This window comes from Bradyrhizobium dasycarpum (assembly GCF_042019905.1).
In the GTDB taxonomy this organism is placed as follows: Bacteria; Pseudomonadota; Alphaproteobacteria; order Rhizobiales; family Xanthobacteraceae; genus Bradyrhizobium; species Bradyrhizobium japonicum_B.
This window is the reverse complement of sequence record NZ_CP169574.1, coordinates 1,762,188-1,783,007: the sequence shown is the minus strand read 5'-3', so window position 1 is coordinate 1,783,007 and position 20,820 is coordinate 1,762,188. Positions and strand designations below refer to the sequence as shown.

Below are 20,820 nucleotides of genomic sequence, written 5' to 3'. Positions count from 1 at the left end.
TGCCGACGTCCGTCATCGCGACGATCGCGTGCGATGCGTGCGTGCAGGAAAATACTTGCTGCATAGTGTTTTTCTGCAATCGCATGTGCTGCGAACATCGATGTTGCGAGCACTCCCTGCGGTCGATCGCACGCGTCGGGCAGTGCGCTTGCATCGCGCTCGCCAAGCGCACGCGCGTTGCGTCGTCAACACTTCTTTAAGCGAGACGCTGTTTTTTTCTTTGTGTTGGTGTATTCGGGATGAAGTGCATTCGATCCCCGAGTGCACGCAGCGATTAAAGCCATCTCACACATCGGAGGGCAACATGGCCAAGAAAGCGAAGAAGGCGAAGAAGGCGAAGAGCGCAGTGAAGAAGACTGCGAAGAAGACCCGCAAGGTCGCCAAGAAGAAGAAGTAACTTCGACTTCTGAAGTTGCCGGCTCCTAGCCGGCACGTCATCAGCGCCTCATCGAGGTTCTGATCGACGATAGAGGGTGTCGGCGAGACATCAGGTCAACGGTCGGATCGTTCGCTTTGACGGTCCGGCAGAAGAAACGAGTTTTCTTCGTTCGGTGCGGCTCTCCGGAAAGGGGCTCCGCAATTTCACAGGCAGCCTTCGGGTCAACGTGAAATCTGGTCCTGACGTGTTCGCCGACGCCCTCGTTCTCCTGAGGCCGGGGTATTGCCGGCATTCCCATTCCCGACATTGCTGATCTGATACGCGAGGCGATCGCACTGCCACGGCTGCGCAGCCTGGAGCAGGCGAGGGGCCGCGGATTGATGGCGCGCTGCTTGCGCGCTCGCTTCTCCAATCCCGGTGTCGTTGCCCGGTGTCGTCGCCCGTCGCCGGCCGGGCCTTCCGGCACGCCGTACCCTCTCTGGAATCCTGAATCGTCCGCCTGCCGCCTTCGCCGAAGCTTCGGCGTCACGGAACTGCAAGTCCGGCGAAGCCTGGCGCGGCCGGGCCGCGGGTGACGACAGCGAGGATCGATGCCACACGACGCGCCCCACAGCGCGCGATGGTTATCGATGTCCCAAAATCCTTCAGTAAACGGAATCTGACAGAATCGCAGAAGTGCCTGCGAATCAGGGACTTCTTGAAATCCCCGCGTGGGCGTCGCGCGGGCGCGTTTACGTCTGCTTCATCGCGATACTTAAACTGCCATTCAAATTTGCCCGCCATCATCGCTCCAACAAGCCGGCAAACGGCAATGGGCAGCAAGCCTTGGGGATGAGTTGAACGGTGCACGATCCCGGGAAGGGTCATGCACATCAGAGTTGGACGGGAGCCGCGCTCGGGGGACGAGGCGGCATAAGAACAAAGGGGATGCGTTATGTTTCAGGGTACTTTCGATATGGAGACGGCAACGCCGGTCGACGCGAGCGCGTTGTCGGACGTGCTGTTCGAGCGCGGCATCTATTGGGCGAGCGGCCGCTCCGGCCTCGTCGATCTCGTCGCCGCGCACAAATGGTTCAATCTCGCCGCGCTGAAGGGCCGCAAGGACGCCGTGGCGCTGCGCCAGGAGATTGCCGGGCAGATGTCGGATGCCGAGATCGCCGCCGCGCAGCGCGAGGCGCGGGCTTGGGTTTCCGCCCATTGAATTGAGACTCGCATCCACACCCGTGTTCGCACGGGTGGGCCTGGTTGCGCTGAATCAAGTTCCTTCGTCGTGCCGCCACATAAGACCCGAGCGGCATGAGCGAGCCCGACACGAATGGACAATGGCTGCCGATTCAAATCGCGCCCGACGAGTGCGATCTGGAACTCGGACGTCCGCACAAGACCGGGATTCTGCCCTGGTCGTTCCCCTGCCGACGCCGGTCCGGCGTCTGGTTCAACGTCTGGGCCGATGAAGCCGTGCTGATTTCGCCCTCGCATTGGCGGATCTGGCGGTTCCACCGCTAGACGCGGACGCACACATATAAAGTCAGTGCAAATCGGGATGAATGCAGCCGCGCCGATCCTTGCCAGGCTTTCGCACCGGTCTCACGGTCGCTTTCAGGTGAAAGAACGCACCGACCTTGATTGATTCTGCCGCTGGGTGGCGGAGAGGGAGGGATTCGAACCCTCGATACAGCTTGAGACCGTATGACGCTTTAGCAAAGCGTTGCCTTCAGCCACTCGGCCACCTCTCCGGTGCGAGCCTTATGCATCTAATTGCTTGGGCCGGTCAATTTGGAAGCGTGTGCTTTCGCTCGAATATTCCCAGCGATCTTGGAAACGGGCGGTTTGCTGTCGGGCACCATCTCAAGACGGGCCTTTATATAGAGGCGTGGCTGGATTGCCGGGTGGTCGTCGGGGTGGGGCAGGCCCGTTGAGGTGCTGCGTTTCCGGCCTTTGAGTCTCGGTCCGATTCTACGATTCGCGCTTCCATCTGAGCTGCATCGCGCAGTGCCCGGTCCCCGGCGCCTCAAGTGAGGAGTTTTGGTGGCAAATGGAACCGCTTCAAAAAGATCAATAAAAACAATATGTTGCGAGGCCGCTGTGATCACATCTGCGTGTTATTTGTGCAACACCCGGCGGAAAACCAGCTCCCTCGGCCCGTTTGGAAGCGTTCTGTTGTTGTGTGTGCAAGGACGTTCGGTAATTGTGACTGAGCGACGGAGGGGGGCATCCCGAGGTCGTCCCGTTTAGGTCATTCGCTTAAGTCCCTCGCGTTCATGCGGGTGTGTCCGAAGGCGCGAAGGGGGCCAAAGCGGTGATTTAGAGGGGGTTGGGGAATTGGCCGTCCGGTCAGTAACCTTCCCTGAAGAGCAACTTGGAGGTTTAACATGAAGTTGGTTAAGAGCCTTTTGCTCGGCTCAGCGGCGGGTCTGATCGCCGTGAGCGGAGCTCAAGCAGCCGATCTGCCGGTCAAGGCCAAGGCGGTCGAATACGTGCGGATCTGCTCGCTGTACGGAGCCGGGTTCTACTACATCCCGGGCACCGACACCTGCATCAAGCTGGGTGGCTACGTGCGCGCTGACGCGCTCGCGAACACCAACGGCGACTACAGCATCGGTCAGGGCGCTCCGCAGGGCGGCAAGAACCGTCTGAGCGGTTACTACACGACCCGCGCTCGTATGGACTTCACCGTCGATACGCGTACGGCGACCGAATACGGTGTGGTTCGTACCTACGCCGACATGGTCTTCTCCTATGATACCCCGTCCGTCACCGGCACGGCTAACGGCGCGACCACCGCTCCGACCGGCGCGGCCTCGCTCGGCCTCTACCACGCGTTCATCCAGTTCGCTGGTTTCACCTTCGGCCGCACCGTCTCGATCTTCGACGCTCCGTGGCAGAGCTATCCGGCTGGCGGTCCCGACTTCCTCCCGGGCGGCACCAACTGGGTCACCGGTATCAACCAGGTCGCCTACACGGCTGACTTCGGCCAGGGCATCACCGGTTCGGTCGCCTTGCAGGATCAGTCGACGGGTGCCAACGGCCAGTCGAACCTCTGGAATGCTAGCGTGGTTGGTGTTGCCGGCGGCGTCGGTGGCTTCGCCACGGCTGCGGCCGCGGGCGCTGCCATGATCCAGGGCCAGTACGGCGTGTCCGCCTGGGGTGGCACGCGCGTGCCCGATATCGTCGGTTCGGTCCGTGTCGACCAGGCCTGGGGTCTGTTCCAGCTGTCGGCCGTCGCGCATAACATCCACTCGGGCTATTATGGCACAACCGAACTCACTGGCCATCCCGACGACAAGTGGGGCTGGGCGGTGCAGGGCGCCTTGTCGATCAAGAACATCCCGACTGGTGCGGGTGACTCGATCAACTTACAGGCGGTCTATACCGACGGTGCCTCGCACTACAACTTCCAGAGCCTGTTCCCGCAGACCCTGTTCATGTACGGCGGCAGCGGCGTTGCGTACCAGAGCCTTGCTTTCGCTGGCATCGCTGATGGCGTGTTCGGTACCGGCACGGGGATCGACACGGTCAAGACCTGGGGCTTCCGCGGTGGTTACACCCACAACTGGGCTCCGGGTTGGGCTTCGGGCATCTACGGCGCCTATGCTTCGCTTCGCTACGGCGATACGGGCAAGGCTCTGATCTGCGCGAACTTCGCCGCTGGTCTGGCTCCGTCGGCTGGTGCTACCTGTAACCCCGACTTCAACCTCGCGGTCATCGGCGGCAACATCGTCTGGACTCCCGTCAAGGGCCTCGCGTTCACGACGGACGTGAGCTACGTCTGGCTCGACCAGAAGTACTCGGGCACGATCTCGGGAGCCAACACCGCGAACGCCGCGGTTGCGAAGCCTGCAGCTACCTACGAGCTGAAGGACCAGGGCAACCTCCAGGTGCTGTTCCGCGCTCAGCGTAACTTCTAAGATCAATCTTCCGATTGATCGGAAAACCCCGGCAGGAAACTGCCGGGGTTTTTATTTGCGGGCAGTGCACCGAGCACCTAAATGGTGGGTTGCTCGAGCGCGCGGCGTTGCTCGAGAGCCGGCAGAAGGAGCTTCCGACCATGAACATTTCCACGATCTGGAGACGGATGCTCAGCGTGCTCGCCGCGACATCGATGGTCGCCGTGGTTAGCCCGGTGTTCGCGCCGGCGGCTGCTGCACCCGTGGACTCCAACTACCCGGTGTGCCTGCAGCAATGGGAGTGGGGCGGCAGCAACAGGATTTCCTGCAGCTACCGGACGTGGGAGGATTGCAAGGCTTCTGCGCTGGGATTGCCGGCGATGTGCGTGACGAACCCCTATTGGTCCGAGCCGACTTCAGCCCGCCCGCCTCATCGCCGATCCGCCCCCGACAGGATGTGGTAGGGATCGAATCCTGAGGTCACGGGACGGGGTCTGGGCGCGAGCTGCCGCTCTCTCGACGAGAGCGGTCAGGCGATTATCTTGCACCTCTGCCCTCACGGAAGGCATAGGTCGGGTTCAGCCCGCAGGCATCGATCGTGCCAGACGCAGTCGCCAAGCACTGCGCGTAAGTAGAGAACTGGCAGTTGCCGGGATAGCCCCAACGCCGCCCCTGCAGGCAATAGCGATCCTGAATGGCCTCGGCCTGCCGGGGCTGCTGGCGGTTCTTGCCGTAGGCAGCCGAGCCGCCGCCCGGAAGAGCCGACAAGAACACGGCCGCGATCGCGAATGCACCGACTATGCGCAACATGACACGTCTCCAGGTTTTATAGAGCCTACCAACCGATGGTCGCAATGCCGGTTCCTATTATATCGCAAGGGGATCGGACCGTCATGGAATCATGCCGAACGCCGGCCACACGATGACCTGAACGTCGAAGCGATGGCGATGTACCCTCGTCGCGCCTTGGGTCGCTTGTTTGAGCGTGTCCCGGAAAACCGCGGCGCACCTTCCCGGATCATCTCGCGGGGCAGGGTCTGCACATCGAGGCGCGCTATTCCACGCTTGCGGCGCCGCGACGCAGATCGGCCTCGATCTGCAAGCGCGTGCCGCCGCCGAAGCGGGCGCGGTAGACCTGAAGGTTCTCCATGATCCGCTGCACGTAATTGCGCGTTTCCGAGAACGGAATCAGCTCCACCCAGTCGACCGCGTCCACCTTCGGGTTGCGCGGATCGCCGTAGCGTTCGACCCACTTCTTCACGCTGCCGCGACCGGCATTGTAGGCGGCAAAGGTCATGATGTAGGAGCCGCGGTAATCCTCGAGCAGTCCGCCGAGCTCGGCCGAGCCGAGCGTGGCGTTGTAGACCGAATCGTTCTTCAGCCGGCCCAGATCGTAAGTGGCGCCGTGGCGCTTGCAGACGTAGCGTGCAGCGTCCGGCGTCACCTGCATCAGCCCGTAGGCCTGCGCCGGTGAAACCACGCGTGGGTTGAATGCGCTTTCCTGCCGCGCGATGGCGTAGATGATGCTGCGCTCGACCTCGGGGCCGATCGGCGTGAACTGCGGAATACCGTTGACGGGGTAGGCGTAGAAGTCGAACGGCAGGCCGCGGTTGAGCGCAGCCTTGCCGAGCAGGAGCATGCCGCGCGCGTCGCTGTAGCGTTGAGTGAGCTCGCCGAGGCCGGCGAGCGCTTCGGGATCGCCGTTCTCGCCCATGTCGGCCAGCAGCGGTATCGCCATCTCGCGCTCATCGAGCTCGTACAGCAGCTGCGCAGCGCGGACGATCTCCAGCCGGTCGGCGCCGCGGCCACGCGGCGGATTGTTGAGCTCGATCTGCGGCAGGCCGAGCTTGGCCCGCGCGAGCTGGCCGTAATAGCTGGTCGACTGTTCGGCGGCGCGCGCATAGGCGTTGCGCGCCTCCTGCTGACGACCCATCGCTTCCGCGGCGCGGCCCTGCCAATAGCCGGCACGCGCCAACGCGGTCGGATTGACGCTGCCGACGCCGATGCGGGCGAAATGCTGCGCGGCAGTCGCGGGATCGTTGAGGAAGCGCAGCGCGATCCACCCGGCGGTGAACTCCTGCTCGGTCTTGTAGATGTCGCGCGAGGGCAGGGCGGCATCGCGCGCGATCAGATAGGCGCTGCGGAATTCCTCGGTGTCGATCATCTTGCGCGCCAAAAGGCGCCGTTCGATCCACCATTCGTCGAGATTGTGGAGGCGGCCCGGATCCTTCGGCGCCGACAACATCAGCTGGGCGGCTTCAGTGAACTTCTCCTCGCGGCGCAGCAGCTGGATCTTGCTGAAGAGGAAGCCGGGATCGTTGTGCAGCTCGCGCGGCACCGCGTCGAGCAGCGCGCGCGCGTTCGGCGCTTTCTTGACCGCGGCGATGCGTGCCCTGGCGAGCGCGACATAGCCGGCGCCGAGGCGCTTGGCGGCGCGCAGCGCGGCCTCGTTCTCGCTGCCGTAGAGCAGGGTGTCCATCCGCGCCTTCTGGTCGCCCGGCGTCAGCAGGGCGCCGAACTGGTCGAGCGCGTTGTTCTCGGTGTCCTCCGACATCGGATCGCTGCGCCAGGCCTCGCGCACCAGCCGCTCGGCGTTGGCGCGGTCGCCGCGCGCCAGCATCGCCTTGGCGAGCATGAAGCGGCCCTTGGCGGAGATCGGAGATTCGTGCTCGAACCACGACCACGCTACGGAATCGTCGCGCCTGTCGTCCCACATCGCAGCTTCGAGGCGCCGGCGCAGGAAGGTCTGCGACGGCCAGCTCGGATTGGCGGAGAGGAAGGCGCGGTAGCGCTCCACGCTCGCGCCGTTGTCCTCGCTGCGCAGGATGATCCATTCGGCGAGCTTGCGCGCGACCGGATCCGAGATGCCGGCCGCCGCATTGGTGGCGTCAGCCGCCTTGCGCTTGCGCACCAGCTCGATGACGCTCTCGAGGCGTCTCCTTGTCGCCCTGCGACGTCGACGACGTCGCTGCGACTGCGGCCGGGACGACCGGCTTGCGCGGGGTGGCATGCTGGCGGGTCGCCGGAGCCAGCACGGGAGCTGCGGCGGGGCGTGGGGGAGGGGCGGAAGGTTTGACCGCGGCCGTCGCGGGGGCCGTTTTAGGGGGCGAGCCGCTGGCAGCCGGATGTGCCTTCGGCGCAGGCGCCGCTGCGGCAGGCGTTGGGGCAGACGTTGGAGCAGGCTTGGGCTTCTCCTTCGCCGCGTCCTTCCCGGCGCTCTTGCCAGCCTCCTTGCCGACATCCTTGGCCGGTTTCTTGACGGCGTCCTTGCCCGGCGCGGCGGCCGCGCCCTTGCTCGCGCCCTTGGCTGTATCCTTGGCTGTATCCTTGGCCGTGCCCTTGCCAGTTCCTTTGGTCTCCTTGGACGAGCCCTTGGCTGTATCCTTGGCTGCATCCTTGGCGGCCGGCTTTGCGGTTTCCGCAGGCGTCTCATTGGACTTGGCCAGGGCGGCACATCCTACCGACAGCCCTGCCATCAGGCACAGGACCAGGCCGGTGGACCGCCAGGCGGCACGAGGGAATGAGGTCACGGGTATCGTCGCCCCGAATCAGTCAAGTGGCTCAAGATTTAGCTGTATTTGATTGAATATGCGGACAAAATACCAACAGCCGCTTACCTCGGACCGATTTGCACCATCACCGCGGCAAAATCGCGGCCTAAACGGTGCGTCACACGGCAGCGGGTCTTTTACCGGCGGGACAGACCCGATATGAATGGCGCTTGCTTGAGAGATCGCCGCGTACGGGAGGAAGTCCATGGCAGCCAAGACGAAATTCCGGGGGTCGTTCACCGCCTTGGTCACCCCGTTCAAGAACGGCTCGCTGGACGAGGCCGCCTTCCGCTCGCTGGTCAACTGGCAGATCTCGGAGGGCACCAACGGCCTGGTCCCGGTCGGCACCACCGGCGAGAGCCCGACGCTCAGCCATGACGAGCACAAGAAGGTGGTCGAGTGGTGCATCGCTGAAGCCAAGGGCCGCGTGCCTGTCATCGCGGGCGCCGGCTCCAACTCGACCAAGGAGGCGATCGAGCTCTCCCAGCACGCCGAGAAGGCGGGCGCGGACGCCGTGCTGGTGGTGACGCCCTACTACAACAAGCCGACCCAGGAAGGCATGTACCAGCACTTCAAGGCGATCAACGACGCGATCGGGATTCCGATCATCATCTACAACATCCCGCCGCGCTCGGTGATCGACATGTCGGTCGACACCATGAAGCGGCTGTGGGAGCTGAAGAACATCGCCGGCGTCAAGGACGCCACGGCCAGCATGGTGCGCGTGTCGCAGCAGCGCGCCGCGATGGGCGAGGACTTCAACCAGCTCTCGGGCGAGGATGCCACCATCATCGGCTACATGGCCCATGGCGGCCACGGCTGCATCTCGGTGACGTCGAACGTCGCGCCGCGCCTGTGCTCGGAATTCCACGTCGCCTGGGCGAAGGGCGACACCAAGGCAGCCCTCGCGATCCACGACAAGCTGATGCCGCTGCACAACAACCTGTTCATCGAGAGCAATCCGGCGCCGATCAAGTACGCGATGTCGCTGCTCGGCAAGCTGGACGAGACGCTGCGCTTGCCGATGGTGCCGGTGTCCGAGCCGACCCGTGTTGCGGTCCGCAGCGCCATGGTGCACGCTGGCTTGATCAACTGAGGCGAGCAGTGCGGGGGAGCCGTTCATGAGCGTCGACGAGAAGGGCAGGAAGATGCTCACGGAGTTCCGTGAGTTCGCCATGAAGGGCAACGTCGTCGATCTCGCGGTCGGCGTCATCATCGGTGCGGCCTTCGGCGCCATCGTCACATCGCTCGTCGGCGACGTCATCATGCCGATCATCGGCGCCGTCACCGGCGGCCTCGACTTCTCGAACCACTTCATCCCCTTGTCGAAGGCGGTCACCGCCACCAACTTAGTGGATGCGAAAAAGCAAGGCGCCGTCCTTGCTTACGGCAGCTTCCTGACGTTGACGATCAACTTTATCATCGTCGCTTTCGTGTTGTTCCTGGTGATCCGCGCCATGAACACGCTGAAACGCAAGGAGGAGGCCGCGCCCGCCGCGCCGCCGAAGCCGTCGGCCGAGGTCGAGCTGCTGGCCGAGATCCGCGACCTCCTCAAGAAGTGACGCGCGCGCTTCATCCGAACTGTTAGCCTTGCTGCGCATCTCGATTGGGTATGTCCTCTCATGGCCGATAAAAACGAACGTCCAATCAAGGTCATGGCGGAAAATCGCAAGGCCCGCTTCAACTATGCGATCGAGGACACGATCGAGGCGGGCATTGCGCTGACCGGCACCGAGGTCAAGTCGATCCGCAACGGCAAGAGCACGATTGCGGAATCCTACGCCGATTCCAAGGACGGCGAGATCTGGCTGATCAACGCCACCATTCCCGAATATCTCCAGGGCAATCGCTTCAACCACGAGCCCAAGCGGCCGCGAAAGCTGCTGCTCCATCGCCGGCAGATCAACAAGCTGATGGGCGCCGTCGACCGCGAAGGCATGACGCTGATCCCGCTCAAGCTCTATTTCAACGAGCGTGGCCGCGCCAAATTGCAGCTGGCGGTTGCAAAGGGCAAGAAGCTGCACGACAAGCGCGAGACCGAGAAGAAGCGCGATTGGAGCCGGGAGAAGGGGCGCCTGATGCGGGCGAGGGGCTGACGAGATGACCCAGCGGAACCTGCTCGAGGTCGATTGGAGCCGGATTCCCGCGCCGGTCGATGACGGCGCGGCCGCGCATCTCACCGGCATGGTGGTGCCGCCGATCGGCCTGCTTGCCACCAACGACACCGCGGTGAGCCTGTCGGCGCTGCGCGGCCGGACCGTGGTGTTCGCCTATCCGCGCACCGGCGAGCCCGGCAAGATCGCGCTGGTCGATGATTGGGACATGATTCCGGGCGCGCGGGGTTGCACGCCGCAGACCTGTGCGTTTCGCGATCTGTTCGCCGAGCTGAAGGCCGCCGGTGCCGCCCACGTGTTCGGCCTCTCGACCCAGAGCAACGCCTACCAGACCGAGATGGCCTCACGGCTGCATCTGCCGTTCCCCGTGCTGTCGGACGAGAAGCTGGCGCTCACGCGCGCGCTGAAGCTGCCGACCATGGAGGTCGCGGGCCTGACGCTGATCAAGCGCCTCGCGCTGATCATCGACGACGCACGCATCACGCACGTCTTCTATCCGGTGTTTCCGCCCGACCAGAACGCCGGCGACGTGCTGGACTGGCTCAAGGCCAACCCCAGGAGCTAATCCAGGTCCGCCTTCACTTTCGCGAACACGCTGCGGAACATGTCCGGCGTCAGCACGCCGGTGTTCGTGTTGTAGCGCGAGCAATGGTAGCTGTCGTACAGCCTGAACGCACCGGCCTGGTGCACGGCGCCATGGCCGAACGGGGCCTCGGAGGCCTTCAGCTTCAGCGGCTTGAGCACGCTGTCGTGCGCAATTCGGCCGAGCGCGATGATCGCGCGCAGCTTCGGCATCGTCCGAGATTGGCGACCAGGAACCGCCGGCAGGTGTTGATCTCGGCCGGCAGCGGCTTGTTTTGCGGCGGCACGCAATGCACGGCATTGGCGATCCGGCAGTCAATCAGCTTCAGGCCGTCATCGGGACGCGCCTGATAGGTACCCCTGGCGAATCCGTATTCGAGCAGCGTGGCATAGAGCAGGTCGCCTGCATAATCGCCGGTGAACGGCCGTCCCGTGCGGTTGGCGCCCTGCATCCCCGGCGCGAGGCCGACGATCAGGAGGCGCGCCTTGATGTCGCCGAAGGGGGCGACCGGCGCATTGTGCCACAAGGGCTCGCGCGCGCGGTTTGCCTCGCGAAAGGCAACCAGGCGCGGACAGAGCGGGCAATCACGGTCGGGAACGACGGTGGTAGGCTGGCGGCTCGGCCGAGCCGCCTCACTCCTCGAAGTCGTCATCGCCCCTCGGCGCCATCGTGGTTGCGCGCTGGAGGAATTGCGGGGCGTGGTGACGGGCTTCGCGCTCGCCGCGGTCGCGCGGGGCGGGGCGTTCGGACGGATCACGGCCGAGCTTGGACTGCAGCTCGACCAGGTCGGTGAAGACGTCGGCCTGGCGGCGCAGCTCGTCGGCGATCATCGGCGGCTGGCTGGCGATGGTGGAGATCACCGTCACCCGCACGCCGCGGCGCTGCACGGCCTCGACCAGGGAGCGGAAGTCGCCGTCGCCGGAGAACAGCACCATCTGGTCGATGTGCTCGGCGAGCTCCATGGCGTCCACGGCGAGCTCGATGTCCATGTTGCCCTTGACCTTGCGGCGGCCGGAGGCGTCGATGAACTCCTTGGTCGCCTTGGTGACGACGGTGTAGCCGTTGTAGTCCAGCCAGTCGATCAGCGGGCGGATCGAGGAGTATTCCTGATCCTCGATGATGGCGGTGTAGTAGAACGCCCGGAGCAGCGTCCCGCGGCCCTGAAACTCCTTCAGCAGGCGCTTGTAGTCGATGTCGAAGCCCAGAGTTTTCGCCGTCGCGTAGAGATTGGCCCCGTCGATGAAGAGCGCGATCTTGTTGGTAGGAGAAGGTGACATTCAGTTGCTCGCGTAGTGTTCGTGTTTGATCGTTTTATTGTTGGCGCGGCGACAGCAAGCCGCGCGTTTCCGGAGTGCCGCTCAGACCCGTCGAAACCGCAAATCCGGAGAAGTCGGGGCAATCAAGGTATAGTTATGGCGGACTTGCATACACCCGGCGCTACCCTCGACGGCAGCCCGGGAAACCACCCATCCCAGCCCCAATGTGGGGGTAGCAGAGCCGTTTGGCGAGGCCAAATCACAAATTGGCCTTGCGAAACCGGCCCCATCCCTATAACTAGCCCCAATCATCCACATATTTCGTCCCACCCACAACGGAGCGACAGTCCATGGCTCGCGTCACCGTAGAAGATTGTATCGACAAGGTCGACAACCGGTTTGACCTGGTCCTGCTGGCCGCCCACCGTGCCCGCATGATCTCGTCCGGCTCACAACTAACGGTTGACCGCGATAACGACAAGAACCCTGTTGTGTCTTTGCGTGAAATTGCCGACACGACCATCTCGCCGGAGGACCTCCGCGAGGAGCTGGTGCACTCGCTCCAGAAGTTCGTCGAGGTCGACGAGCCCGAGCCGGATACGGTGCCGCTGATCGGTTCCGCGGGCGCGAGCGTCGATGCGGACGATACCGAAGTCGCGGTCGAGCGCATGACCGAAGAGGAGCTTCTGAAGGGTCTCGAAGGCCTTGCGCCGCCCGAGGAGCAGCCCGAGGAGGACGAGTAAATCGTCCGTCGCGATCATCGACTTCTTGTGATCTTATCAAAGGCCCGAACCGTCGTTCGGGCCTTTGCTTTTGTTGACGTTTTCGTGGTTACCATAGCGTTGTGGTCGGCGCGGCGTGCTGTCACTGAATTGATCGGACGCGGGCGCGATCGGAGCTAAGGTGTATACAACGGGCCGCCCCAGGCCCGTTTGAAGGCAGGACGGCATGGTATATCGGCGCCGCAGATCCACGCAGATGCAGGCCGCAACCGAATCGGTTGCCGTGGCCCCGACTGCGCCGGTCGCGCGCCCGGCCAAGCCCCGCGCGCGCATGATGCGTCAATATGACCTCGTCGAGCGCGTCAGGTCCTACAATCCCAACACCAACGAAGACCTGCTGAATCGCGCCTATGTCTACGCCATGAAGGCGCATGGGTCGCAGACCCGCGCCTCGGGCGATCCGTATTTCTCGCACCCGCTCGAAGTCGCGGCGATTCTCACCGACCTGAAGCTGGACGACGCCACCATCGTGGCGGCGCTGCTCCACGACACGATCGAGGACACCGAGGCGACGCGGGCCGAGATCGATCAGATTTTCGGGCCGGAGATCGGCGCGCTGGTCGAGGGCCTGACCAAGCTGAAGCGGCTCGAGCTGGTGTCGCGGGAGGCCAAGCAGGCCGAGAATCTGCGCAAATTGTTGCTGGCCATTGCCGACGATGTCCGCGTGCTTCTGGTCAAGCTCGCCGACCGTCTGCACAACATGCGCACGCTGGACTTCGTGCCGACGGAATCGCGCAGGCGCATCGCCGAGGAGACGCTCGACATCTATGCGCCGCTCGCGGGGCGCATGGGCATGCAGGAAATGCGCGAGGAGCTGGAGGATCTGTCCTTCCGCACCCTCGATCCCGAAGCCTATTCGGTGGTGATGCAGCGCCTCGACGCGCTCGCCGAACGCAACCGCAACCTGATCGGCGAGATCGAGGACCAGCTCTCCAACAATCTGCGCCACAGGGGCCTGGGGGCGCGGGTCTACGGCCGCCGCAAGAAGCCGTTCTCGATCTGGACCAAGATGGAGCGCAAGTCGGTCGGCTTCGAGCAGCTGTCCGACATCTTCGGCTTCCGCCTCGTCGTCAACGACATCGAGTCCTGCTATCGCGCACTCGGCATCGTCCACACCACCTGGCCGGTCGTGCCGGGGCGATTCAAGGACTACATCTCGACACCGAAGCAGAACGATTATCGCTCGATCCACACCACGGTAATCGGCCCCGGCAACCAGCGCGTGGAGCTGCAGATCCGCACCGAGGCGATGGACCAGATCGCCGAGCGCGGCATCGCCGCGCATGTGTTCTACAAAGAGGGCGTCGGCTCGCCGACCGAATTCCTCAAGCGCGAATCCAATGCCTTCGCCTGGCTGCGCCACACCATCGGTATCCTCTCGGAGAGCGCCAATCCGGAGGAATTCCTCGAGCACACCAAGCTCGAGCTGTTCCACGACCAGGTGTTCTGCTTCACCCCGAAGGGCAAGCTGATCGCGCTGCCGCGCCACGCCAACGTGATCGATTTCGCCTATGCCGTGCATACCGACGTCGGCAACAGCGCGGTCGGCTGCAAGATCAACGGCCAGTTCGCGCCGCTGTCCTCGGAGCTGCAGAACGGCGACGAGGTCGAGGTGTTGACCTCGGAGGCGCAATCGGCGCCGCCATCGGCCTGGGAGACGCTCGCCGTCACCGGCAAGGCCCGCGCCGCGATCCGCCGCGCCACGCGGACCGCGGTGCGCGATCAATATGCCGGTCTGGGACGGCGCATCGTCGAGCGCCTGTTCGAGCGCGCCAAGATCGAATATGCCGACGACAAGCTCAAGGGCGCGCTGCCGCGGCTCGCGCGCACCTCGATCGAGGACGTGATGGCGGCCGTGGGACGCGGCGAGATCAAGGCCTCCCACGTCGCGCGTGCGATGTATCCCGACTACAAGGAGGAGCGCATCGCGCGCTACGGCGTCAAGAAGGGGCTTGCCGCCAAGCTCAAGGAGAAGTCGTCGGAGCAGCCGCGCAGCCCAGTCGCGATTCCTGATCCGCGGTATCAACTCCGACCTGCCGATCAAGTTCGCGCCGAACGGCGGCGCGGTGCCGGGCGATCGCATCGTCGGCATCGTCACGCCGGGCGAGGGCATCACGATCTACCCGATCCAGGCGCCGGCCCTGAAGGATTTCGAGGAGGAGCCGGAGCGCTGGCTGGACGTCCGCTGGGACATCGAGGATTCTGCGCCGCAGCGCTTCCCGGCGCGCATCAGGGTCGAGAACGTCAACGAGCCCGGCGCGCTGGCGCAGATCGCGACCGTGATCGCCGAGCACGACGGCAACATCGACAACATCAGCATGCAGCGCCGCTCGCCGGACTTCACGGAGACGACGATCGATCTCGAGGTCTACGATCTGAAGCATCTGAGCGCGATCCTGGCCCAGCTGCGCGCCAAGGCGGTCGTCGCCAAAGTCGAACGTGTTAATGGATGATGCTTGTCGTTGCCGGGCTTGACCCGGCAACCCATCTCTTCGAAGAAGATAGATGCGCGGGTCGAGCCCGCGCATGACGAGCTGGGAAATGTCACTTCGCGAGTCCTGAAATGCCCGCTTCGAAGCTTCGCCTCGGTGTCAATATCGACCACGTCGCAACCGTGCGTAACGCGCGCGGCGGCCGCCATCCCGATCCGGTGCGGGCGGCGCTGCTGGCGATCGAGGCCGGCGCCGACGGCATCACCGCCCATTTGCGCGAGGACCGCCGCCACATCCGCGACGAGGACATGGCGCGGCTGAAGGCCGAGATTTCCAAGCCGCTCAATTTCGAGATGGCGGCGACCGACGACATGATGCGCATCTCGCTCGCCACCAGGCCGCATGCGGTGTGCCTGGTGCCGGAGCGCCGGCAGGAAGTGACCACCGAAGGCGGGCTGGATGTGGTCGGCCAGCGTGACGCGCTCGCGCCCCGTATCGCGCAGCTGAGCGATGCCGGCATCCGGGTCTCGCTGTTCATCGCTGCCGATCCCGCCCAGATCGAGATGGCGGCGCAGCTGCGCGCGCCCGTGATCGAGATCCACACCGGCGCCTGGTGCGACGCCGTGGTCGACGGCCACAGCGCCAAGGCCGAGGCCGAATGGCAGCGGATCGTGGCGGGAGTGAAGCTGGCCAAGGCCGCCGGGCTCGAGGTCCATGCCGGGCACGGGCTCGACTACGCGACCGCGGAGACGATCGCGGCCCTGCCTGAGATCATGGAGCTCAACATCGGTTACTACATGATCGGCGAAGCGCTGTTCGTGGGGCTGGCCGAGACGGTGCGCAGCATGCGCGCGGCCATGGACCGCGGCCGGGGCCGGGCATGATCATCGGTATCGGCTCCGACCTGATCGACATCACCCGGGTCGCCAAGGTGATCGAGCGCCATGGCGAGCGCTTCCTCGACCGCGTCTTCACCGCGGCGGAGCGGGCCAAGGCGGAGCGCCGCGCCAAGAACGAGAGGATGGTGGTGGCGACCTACGCCAAGCGCTTCGCCGCCAAGGAGGCCTGCTCCAAGGCGCTCGGCACCGGGATCCGGCGCGGCGTCTGGTGGCGCGATATGGGGGTGGTCAACCTGCCGGGCGGGCGGCCGACCATGCAGCTGACCGGCGGCGCCTTGGCCCGGCTCCAGGCCCTGACGCCGGAGGGGTGCGAGGCCCGGATCGACGTGTCGATCACCGACGACTGGCCGCTGGCGCAGGCCTTCGTCATCATTTCCGCCGTGCCGCTGCCGAAACCCTGACGCGGCGTCGCGGATTTTGTGATCTTCGTTGTAAATCAATATCTTACCAAGTCTTGATGCGATCCTTGATTGCGTGGCCTGCGACAACCGTCTAAAAGTCCGCGGACGCAAATCAGCCTGGGCGAGTTCGGCTTTACGCCGGAATTGGCCCTCACTGTCAGAATCAGGACAATCTCCTTGCGCCGCGAACCGGTGGGCCGTTCGCGGGAGGAGGGCGCTCTGTGATCGCCGGCCGGAATTGAGAGAGCAATGAGCGTGACTTCGGGAACGAAAACTGAGAGCGGCGTCGGCGAAACGATCCGAGTCGTGATCCACGCTCTCCTGATCGCGCTGGTGATCCGAACCTTCCTGTTCCAGCCCTTCAACATCCCGTCCGGCTCGATGAAGGCGACGCTGCTGGTCGGCGACTATCTGTTCGTCTCGAAATATTCCTACGGCTACAGCCATTATTCGATTCCGTTCTCGCCGCCGCTGTTCTCCGGCCGGATCTGGGGCTCGGACCCGGACCGCGGCGACATCGTCGTGTTTCGCCTGCCGAAGGACGATTCCACCGACTACATCAAGCGCGTGATCGGCCTGCCCGGCGACCGCATCCAGATGCGGGACGGGCTGCTCTACATCAACGACACGCCGGTCGAGCGGCAGCGGATGAGCGAATATGTCGGCGAGGAGCCCTGCGGCTCGGAAGGTGGCGGCATCTCCCGGGTCAAGCGCTGGAAGGAAACACTGCCGAACGGCGTGTCCTATGAGACGCTCGACTGCGCCGACAACGGCTACGTCGACAACACCAACGTCTACACCGTGCCGTCAGGCCATTTCTTCATGATGGGCGACAACCGCGACAACTCCACCGATAGCCGCTTTCTCGGCCAGGTCGGCTATGTGCCGAAGGAGAATCTGATCGGCCGCGCCCAGATGATCTTCTTCTCCATCGCCGAAGGCGAGCATGCCTGGATGTTCTGGCGCTGGCCGTGGGCGGTACGCTGGAATCGGTTCTTCAAAATCGTCCGATGAAAGACGAAGCCAAACACATCGCCATCCAACCGACCGAGGCGCAAGCCGCTCCCGAGAGCGAAGCTGCAGCGAAGACGCCTGCCAAGAAGAAGCGGGCGCGGAGCAGCAAGGCCAAGGGCACCGATGCGAATGCGGCGCTCGAGGCGCGCATCGGCCACAGCTTCACCGACCCGAACATGCTGATGCAGGCGATCACGCATGTCTCGGCGTTGAAGTCCGGGCGCAAGCGCGGCGACAGCTACCAGCGCCTGGAATTCCTCGGCGACCACGTGCTCGGGCTCGTCGTCTCCGACATGCTCTATCACGCCTTCCCGAACGCCGATGAGGGCGAGCTCTCCAAGCGTCTTGCCGAGCTCGTGCGCAAGGAAAGCTGCGCCGACGTCGCCAAGTCGCTCGGACTGCTCGACGACATCAAGCTCGGCTCGGTCGGCTCCAGCGCCGATGCCCGGCTGCGCAAATCCATCCTCGGCGACATCTGCGAGGCCGTGATCGGCGCCGTCTTTCTCGACGGGGGCTACGCAGCGGCGTCCGAGTTCGTCAGGCGCAACTGGACCGAGCGCATGCACAAGCCGCGCCGTCCCTTGCGCGATCCCAAGACCGTGCTGCAGGAATGGGCGCAAGGCAAAGGGTTGCCGACGCCGGTTTACCGCGAGGTCGAGCGCACCGGCCCGCATCACGATCCGCAGTTCCGCGTCGCCGTCGACCTGCCGGGCCTCGCGCCGGCCGAGGGCGTTGGGGGCAGCAAGCGCGCGGCAGAAAAGGTAGCAGCTTCGGTGATGATCGAACGCGAAGGCGTCGGCGGCAGCAATGACGGCTGAAGCAAGCGGCGAGGCGCCCATTGCGACGCGCTGCGGCTTCGTCGCGCTGATCGGCGCGCCGAATGTCGGCAAGTCCACGCTGGTCAATGCGCTGGTCGGGGCCAAGGTCACGATCGTCTCGCGCAAGGTGCAGACCACGCGCGCGCTGATCCGCGGCATCGTGATCGAGAACAACGCGCAGATCATCCTGGTCGACACGCCCGGCATCTTCCTGCCGAAGCGGCGGCTCGACCGCGCCATGGTCTCGACCGCCTGGAGCGGGGCGCATGACGCCGATCTCGTCTGCGTGCTGCTCGATGCCAAGACCGGCATCGACGAGGAGGCCGAGGCGATCCTCACCAAGGCTGCGAGCGTCAATCACGAGAAGATCCTCGTCATCAACAAGGTCGACCTGGTCCAGCGCGAGAAGCTGCTGGCGCTGGCGCAGGCCGCCAACGAGCGCATGAAGTTTGCGCGCACCTTCATGATCGCGGCGATCTCGGGCGACGGCGTCGATGATCTCCGCAGGACGCTCGCCGAGATGGTGCCGCCGGGTCCGTTCCTCTATCCAGAGGACCAGATGTCGGACGCGCCGATGCGGCAGCTGGCGGCCGAGATCACGCGCGAGAAGATCTATCAGAAGCTGCACCAGGAGCTGCCCTACCAGTCCACGGTCGAGACCGACAAGTGGGAGGAGCGCAAGGACAAGTCGGTACGGATCGAGCAGACGATCTTCGTCGAGCGCGAAAGCCAGCGCAAGATCGTGCTCGGCAAGGGCGGCGCCACCATCAAGTCGATCGGCGCTGACTCCCGGAAGGAGCTGATGCAGATCCTGGACGTGCCGGTGCATCTGTTCCTGTTCGTCAAGGTGCGCGAGAATTGGGGCGACGATCCCGATCGCTACCGCGAGATGGGTCTGGACTTTCCGAGAGAATAACCAAGAAAAGATCGGTATCCGATGAGCGTGCCCAGCAATGTCAGGCGCTTCGAAGCGCTGCTCTATGCATCGTTGATGCTGGACGCCTTGTCGGTGGCGGTGCAGGACCGCACGCCCAATGCCGAGATGACCGAGCAGATGATCATGACGGGGACCCTGCTCGCCGGCGGCATGATTTTGCTCCTTCTCTATTTCGTCCGGCTGGCCGCGCACGGGCGCAAGAACTGGCCGCGCTGGGTGCTGGCGGCAGCGCTCGTGCTGTCGGTGATCTCGCTCGGCCAGATCATCGGCGCGAAGGGCCTGGAGCTCGACAGCGCCATCGAGATCGTTTCCTGCGCGCTGACCGCGATGGGCCTGTATTTCTCCTTCACCGGCGACGCGCAGGGCTGGTTCAACGCGTGAGGACGCGTAGGGCGGATTAGCGAAGAGCGCAATCCGCCGCCTCCGTGCGCAAGCATAGGCGGATTACGCCTTCGGCTAATCCGCCCTACGATTGCGTGCCGGAATCCGTTACACTTGACCCCATGGAATGGACCGACGAAGGCATCGTGCTGGGGGTGCGGCGGCATGGCGAATCCAGCGCCATCGTCGAGCTCCTGACGCGCGCCCACGGCCGGCATCTCGGCCTCGTGCGTGGCGGGGCCAGCTCGCGGCTGCGGCCGCTCCTGCAGCCGGGGAACAGCGTCAGCGCGGTCTGGCGGGCGCGGCTCGACGAGCATCTCGGCACTTATACGATCGAAGGCCTGAAGCTGCGCGCGGCTACGCTGCTCGGTTCCTCCCACGGCGTCTACGGCATCACTCATCTCGCGTCGATCGCGCGCCTGCTGCCGGAGCGCGATCCGCACGAGGAGATGTTTGCCCTGCTCGAGCATGCGCTCGACGATTTCGAGGACATCGGGGGCGGCCGTGCACCTCATCCATTTCGAGCTGGCAATGCTCGCCGAGCTCGGCTTCGGGCTGGCGCTGGAAAACTGTGCGGTAACCGGCGAGACCGCCGAGCTGATCTACGTCTCGCCGAAATCCGGCGGCGCAGTGTCGCGCAGCGCAGGCGAGCCCTGGCGGGACCGCCTGTTGCGCCTGCCGCCGTTCCTGCGCCAGGGCGAAACCGCCAGCGACCTGACCGAGCAGGACCTCCAGGACGGCTTTCGGCTCACCGGCCTGTTCCTGCTGCGTCACGTGCTGGAGCCGCGGGGGCAGGGCCATTCCGACGCGCGCGCGGGCTTCATCAACGCCCTGATCCGGCAACAGGCGCGAGCCGCGATTCCCGCGCCATGAGTAAAATTGAACTCTGCCTTGTCCTATCTGACTGAGTTCCGCGGGAACGAAATCGGGGCCATCGAGTTCGCCCTTAGGTTCCACAACGGGGACAGCCCAAATGTTGATCAGGGGATTCGCCTTTTCCGCGGCGCTGCTCGCGTTCGCGCCCGAAGCCGGGGCTGGTGAGCCGCAACCCGGCGTGTTTCGCCGGGCGTCCTGCACTGTCGTGCGGTACTATGTGGCCAAATATTCCGCTGCCGCCGCAGAGGCATGGGCGCGGTCAAAGGGGGCGACGGAGGCCGAAATCGAGGCCGCCCGGCGCTGTCTGGCCAATGCGCCGGCGCCGGCCCAGGACAAGACCCAGACCGTGACAGCCGGCTGGGCAGGGCACTAAAGCGCGATGCGACGAGGATGAATCGTCATCGCGCTTTAGGTCGTTGTTTAAGCATGATCTTTTCGGAAAACCGCTGCGCACTTTCCCGGATCATGCTGTAGCCGCCGCGCCCACGGAACCAATCCATCCTTGCCCGA

At 64.5% G+C, this 20,820-nt stretch carries 18 protein-coding genes, 1 tRNA gene and 4 pseudogenes; 18 read left to right on the top strand and 5 right to left on the bottom strand.

Annotation, left to right across the window (positions count from 1 at the left end; genetic code table 11):
• The first annotated feature begins 1,313 nt into the window (after positions 1 to 1,313).
• Together ACETMP_RS08955 and ACETMP_RS08950 are read left to right on the top strand one after the other, a co-directional pair.
• The gene (locus ACETMP_RS08955; RefSeq protein ID WP_375160653.1) at positions 1,314 to 1,580 is read left to right on the top strand and encodes a hypothetical protein; all 267 of its coding nucleotides are present in this window, start codon (positions 1,314 to 1,316) and stop codon (positions 1,578 to 1,580) included.
• Positions 1,581 to 1,675: 95 nt separating this feature from the next.
• Positions 1,676 to 1,885, top strand: a complete 210-nt coding sequence (locus ACETMP_RS08950) for a hypothetical protein (RefSeq protein WP_375160652.1) — start codon at positions 1,676 to 1,678, stop codon at positions 1,883 to 1,885.
• Between the two features lie 137 nt (positions 1,886 to 2,022).
• On the opposite strand, the gene ACETMP_RS08945 is transcribed toward ACETMP_RS08950, so the two are convergent.
• A tRNA-Ser gene (locus ACETMP_RS08945) sits at positions 2,023 to 2,115 on the bottom strand.
• Between the two features lie 636 nt (positions 2,116 to 2,751).
• On the opposite strand from ACETMP_RS08945, the gene ACETMP_RS08940 reads away from it, so the two are divergent.
• Complete coding sequence (locus ACETMP_RS08940; RefSeq protein ID WP_375160651.1) at positions 2,752 to 4,287, top strand: porin; 1,536 nt, start codon at positions 2,752 to 2,754, stop codon at positions 4,285 to 4,287.
• Between the two features lie 140 nt (positions 4,288 to 4,427).
• On the top strand, positions 4,428 to 4,730 hold the full coding sequence (locus tag ACETMP_RS08935; protein ID WP_375160650.1) for a DUF3551 domain-containing protein: 303 nt from the start codon (positions 4,428 to 4,430) through the stop codon (positions 4,728 to 4,730).
• A gap of 73 nt (positions 4,731 to 4,803) precedes the next feature.
• Here the strand turns inward: ACETMP_RS08935 and ACETMP_RS08930 are convergent, their stop codons facing one another.
• Together ACETMP_RS08930 and ACETMP_RS08925 are read right to left on the bottom strand one after the other, a co-directional pair.
• A complete protein-coding gene (locus ACETMP_RS08930; RefSeq protein ID WP_375160649.1) occupies positions 4,804 to 5,076 on the bottom strand; it encodes a DUF3551 domain-containing protein in 273 nt (90 codons plus the stop codon).
• Positions 5,077 to 5,320: 244 nt separating this feature from the next.
• Positions 5,321 to 7,742 (bottom strand): annotated as a pseudogene (locus ACETMP_RS08925) (lytic transglycosylase domain-containing protein).
• 280 nt (positions 7,743 to 8,022) lie between these two features.
• On the opposite strand from ACETMP_RS08925, the gene dapA reads away from it, so the two are divergent.
• The 4 genes from dapA to ACETMP_RS08905 are packed head-to-tail and all read left to right on the top strand — an operon-like array spanning position 8,023 to position 10,496.
• Positions 8,023 to 8,913, top strand: a complete 891-nt coding sequence (gene dapA / locus ACETMP_RS08920) for a 4-hydroxy-tetrahydrodipicolinate synthase (protein WP_375160648.1) — start codon at positions 8,023 to 8,025, stop codon at positions 8,911 to 8,913.
• 52 nt (positions 8,914 to 8,965) lie between these two features.
• On the top strand, positions 8,966 to 9,379 hold the full coding sequence (mscL, locus tag ACETMP_RS08915; protein ID WP_375161868.1) for a large conductance mechanosensitive channel protein MscL: 414 nt from the start codon (positions 8,966 to 8,968) through the stop codon (positions 9,377 to 9,379).
• 60 nt (positions 9,380 to 9,439) lie between these two features.
• The gene (gene smpB, locus ACETMP_RS08910; RefSeq protein WP_027530006.1) at positions 9,440 to 9,913 is read left to right on the top strand and encodes an SsrA-binding protein SmpB; all 474 of its coding nucleotides are present in this window, start codon (positions 9,440 to 9,442) and stop codon (positions 9,911 to 9,913) included.
• A 4-nt stretch (positions 9,914 to 9,917) separates the two neighbouring features.
• A complete protein-coding gene (locus tag ACETMP_RS08905; RefSeq protein ID WP_375160647.1) occupies positions 9,918 to 10,496 on the top strand; it encodes a peroxiredoxin in 579 nt (192 codons plus the stop codon).
• Here ACETMP_RS08905 and ACETMP_RS08900 read toward each other — a convergent pair.
• A pseudogene (locus ACETMP_RS08900) lies at positions 10,493 to 11,166 on the bottom strand (uracil-DNA glycosylase). The gene ACETMP_RS08905 and the pseudogene ACETMP_RS08900 sit on opposite strands and share 4 nt — an antisense overlap.
• Positions 11,147 to 11,791 (bottom strand): NYN domain-containing protein, encoded by a 645-nt coding sequence (locus tag ACETMP_RS08895; protein WP_028135957.1) that lies wholly within the window; start codon positions 11,789 to 11,791, stop codon positions 11,147 to 11,149. Before ACETMP_RS08895 ends, ACETMP_RS08900 begins: the two are co-directional and overlap by 20 nt.
• A gap of 329 nt (positions 11,792 to 12,120) precedes the next feature.
• Between ACETMP_RS08895 and rpoZ the strand changes: the two genes are divergently transcribed.
• The 10 genes and pseudogenes from rpoZ to ACETMP_RS08845 all read left to right on the top strand — a co-directional run bounded on the left by rpoZ (position 12,121) and on the right by ACETMP_RS08845 (position 20,683).
• A complete protein-coding gene (rpoZ, locus tag ACETMP_RS08890; protein ID WP_008133017.1) occupies positions 12,121 to 12,513 on the top strand; it encodes a DNA-directed RNA polymerase subunit omega in 393 nt (130 codons plus the stop codon).
• A gap of 205 nt (positions 12,514 to 12,718) precedes the next feature.
• Positions 12,719 to 15,005: pseudogene (locus ACETMP_RS08885) on the top strand (RelA/SpoT family protein).
• Between the two features lie 110 nt (positions 15,006 to 15,115).
• Positions 15,116 to 15,868 (top strand): pyridoxine 5'-phosphate synthase, encoded by a 753-nt coding sequence (locus ACETMP_RS08880; RefSeq protein ID WP_375160646.1) that lies wholly within the window; start codon positions 15,116 to 15,118, stop codon positions 15,866 to 15,868.
• Positions 15,865 to 16,284, top strand: a complete 420-nt coding sequence (gene acpS / locus ACETMP_RS08875) for a holo-ACP synthase (RefSeq protein ID WP_375160645.1) — start codon at positions 15,865 to 15,867, stop codon at positions 16,282 to 16,284. Before ACETMP_RS08880 ends, acpS begins: the two co-directional genes overlap by 4 nt.
• Before the next feature lie 249 nt (positions 16,285 to 16,533).
• The gene (gene lepB, locus ACETMP_RS08870; RefSeq protein WP_375160644.1) at positions 16,534 to 17,298 is read left to right on the top strand and encodes a signal peptidase I; all 765 of its coding nucleotides are present in this window, start codon (positions 16,534 to 16,536) and stop codon (positions 17,296 to 17,298) included.
• Positions 17,295 to 18,116: a ribonuclease III gene (gene rnc / locus ACETMP_RS08865; RefSeq protein ID WP_375160643.1), complete on the top strand. Its 822-nt coding sequence runs from the start codon at positions 17,295 to 17,297 to the stop codon at positions 18,114 to 18,116. Before lepB ends, rnc begins: the two co-directional genes overlap by 4 nt.
• The gene (era, locus tag ACETMP_RS08860) at positions 18,106 to 19,032 is read left to right on the top strand and encodes a GTPase Era (protein WP_375160642.1); all 927 of its coding nucleotides are present in this window, start codon (positions 18,106 to 18,108) and stop codon (positions 19,030 to 19,032) included. Before rnc ends, era begins: the two co-directional genes overlap by 11 nt.
• A 21-nt stretch (positions 19,033 to 19,053) precedes the next feature.
• The gene (locus ACETMP_RS08855; RefSeq protein ID WP_375160641.1) at positions 19,054 to 19,434 is read left to right on the top strand and encodes a hypothetical protein; all 381 of its coding nucleotides are present in this window, start codon (positions 19,054 to 19,056) and stop codon (positions 19,432 to 19,434) included.
• A gap of 122 nt (positions 19,435 to 19,556) precedes the next feature.
• A pseudogene (recO, locus tag ACETMP_RS08850) lies at positions 19,557 to 20,307 on the top strand (DNA repair protein RecO).
• 100 nt (positions 20,308 to 20,407) lie between these two features.
• Positions 20,408 to 20,683 (top strand): hypothetical protein, encoded by a 276-nt coding sequence (locus ACETMP_RS08845; protein ID WP_375160640.1) that lies wholly within the window; start codon positions 20,408 to 20,410, stop codon positions 20,681 to 20,683.
• Positions 20,684 to 20,820 lie beyond the last annotated feature (137 nt).

Excerpts from the sequence above, each read along its gene's own strand:
- ACETMP_RS08955 (WP_375160653.1), top strand. The coding sequence starts at position 1,314 with ATGTTTCAGGGTACTTTCGATATGGAGACGGCAACGCCGGTCGACGCG.
- ACETMP_RS08950 (WP_375160652.1), top strand. The coding sequence starts at position 1,676 with ATGAGCGAGCCCGACACGAATGGACAATGGCTGCCGATTCAAATCGCG.
- ACETMP_RS08940 (WP_375160651.1), top strand. The coding sequence starts at position 2,752 with ATGAAGTTGGTTAAGAGCCTTTTGCTCGGCTCAGCGGCGGGTCTGATC.
- ACETMP_RS08935 (WP_375160650.1), top strand. The coding sequence starts at position 4,428 with ATGAACATTTCCACGATCTGGAGACGGATGCTCAGCGTGCTCGCCGCG.
- ACETMP_RS08930 (WP_375160649.1), bottom strand. The coding sequence starts at position 5,076 with ATGTTGCGCATAGTCGGTGCATTCGCGATCGCGGCCGTGTTCTTGTCG.
- dapA (WP_375160648.1), top strand. The coding sequence starts at position 8,023 with ATGGCAGCCAAGACGAAATTCCGGGGGTCGTTCACCGCCTTGGTCACC.
- mscL (WP_375161868.1), top strand. The coding sequence starts at position 8,966 with ATGCTCACGGAGTTCCGTGAGTTCGCCATGAAGGGCAACGTCGTCGAT.
- smpB (WP_027530006.1), top strand. The coding sequence starts at position 9,440 with ATGGCCGATAAAAACGAACGTCCAATCAAGGTCATGGCGGAAAATCGC.
- ACETMP_RS08905 (WP_375160647.1), top strand. The coding sequence starts at position 9,918 with ATGACCCAGCGGAACCTGCTCGAGGTCGATTGGAGCCGGATTCCCGCG.
- ACETMP_RS08895 (WP_028135957.1), bottom strand. The coding sequence starts at position 11,791 with ATGTCACCTTCTCCTACCAACAAGATCGCGCTCTTCATCGACGGGGCC.
- rpoZ (WP_008133017.1), top strand. The coding sequence starts at position 12,121 with ATGGCTCGCGTCACCGTAGAAGATTGTATCGACAAGGTCGACAACCGG.
- ACETMP_RS08880 (WP_375160646.1), top strand. The coding sequence starts at position 15,116 with ATGCCCGCTTCGAAGCTTCGCCTCGGTGTCAATATCGACCACGTCGCA.
- acpS (WP_375160645.1), top strand. The coding sequence starts at position 15,865 with ATGATCATCGGTATCGGCTCCGACCTGATCGACATCACCCGGGTCGCC.
- lepB (WP_375160644.1), top strand. The coding sequence starts at position 16,534 with ATGAGCGTGACTTCGGGAACGAAAACTGAGAGCGGCGTCGGCGAAACG.
- rnc (WP_375160643.1), top strand. The coding sequence starts at position 17,295 with ATGAAAGACGAAGCCAAACACATCGCCATCCAACCGACCGAGGCGCAA.
- era (WP_375160642.1), top strand. The coding sequence starts at position 18,106 with ATGACGGCTGAAGCAAGCGGCGAGGCGCCCATTGCGACGCGCTGCGGC.
- ACETMP_RS08855 (WP_375160641.1), top strand. The coding sequence starts at position 19,054 with ATGAGCGTGCCCAGCAATGTCAGGCGCTTCGAAGCGCTGCTCTATGCA.
- ACETMP_RS08845 (WP_375160640.1), top strand. The coding sequence starts at position 20,408 with ATGTTGATCAGGGGATTCGCCTTTTCCGCGGCGCTGCTCGCGTTCGCG.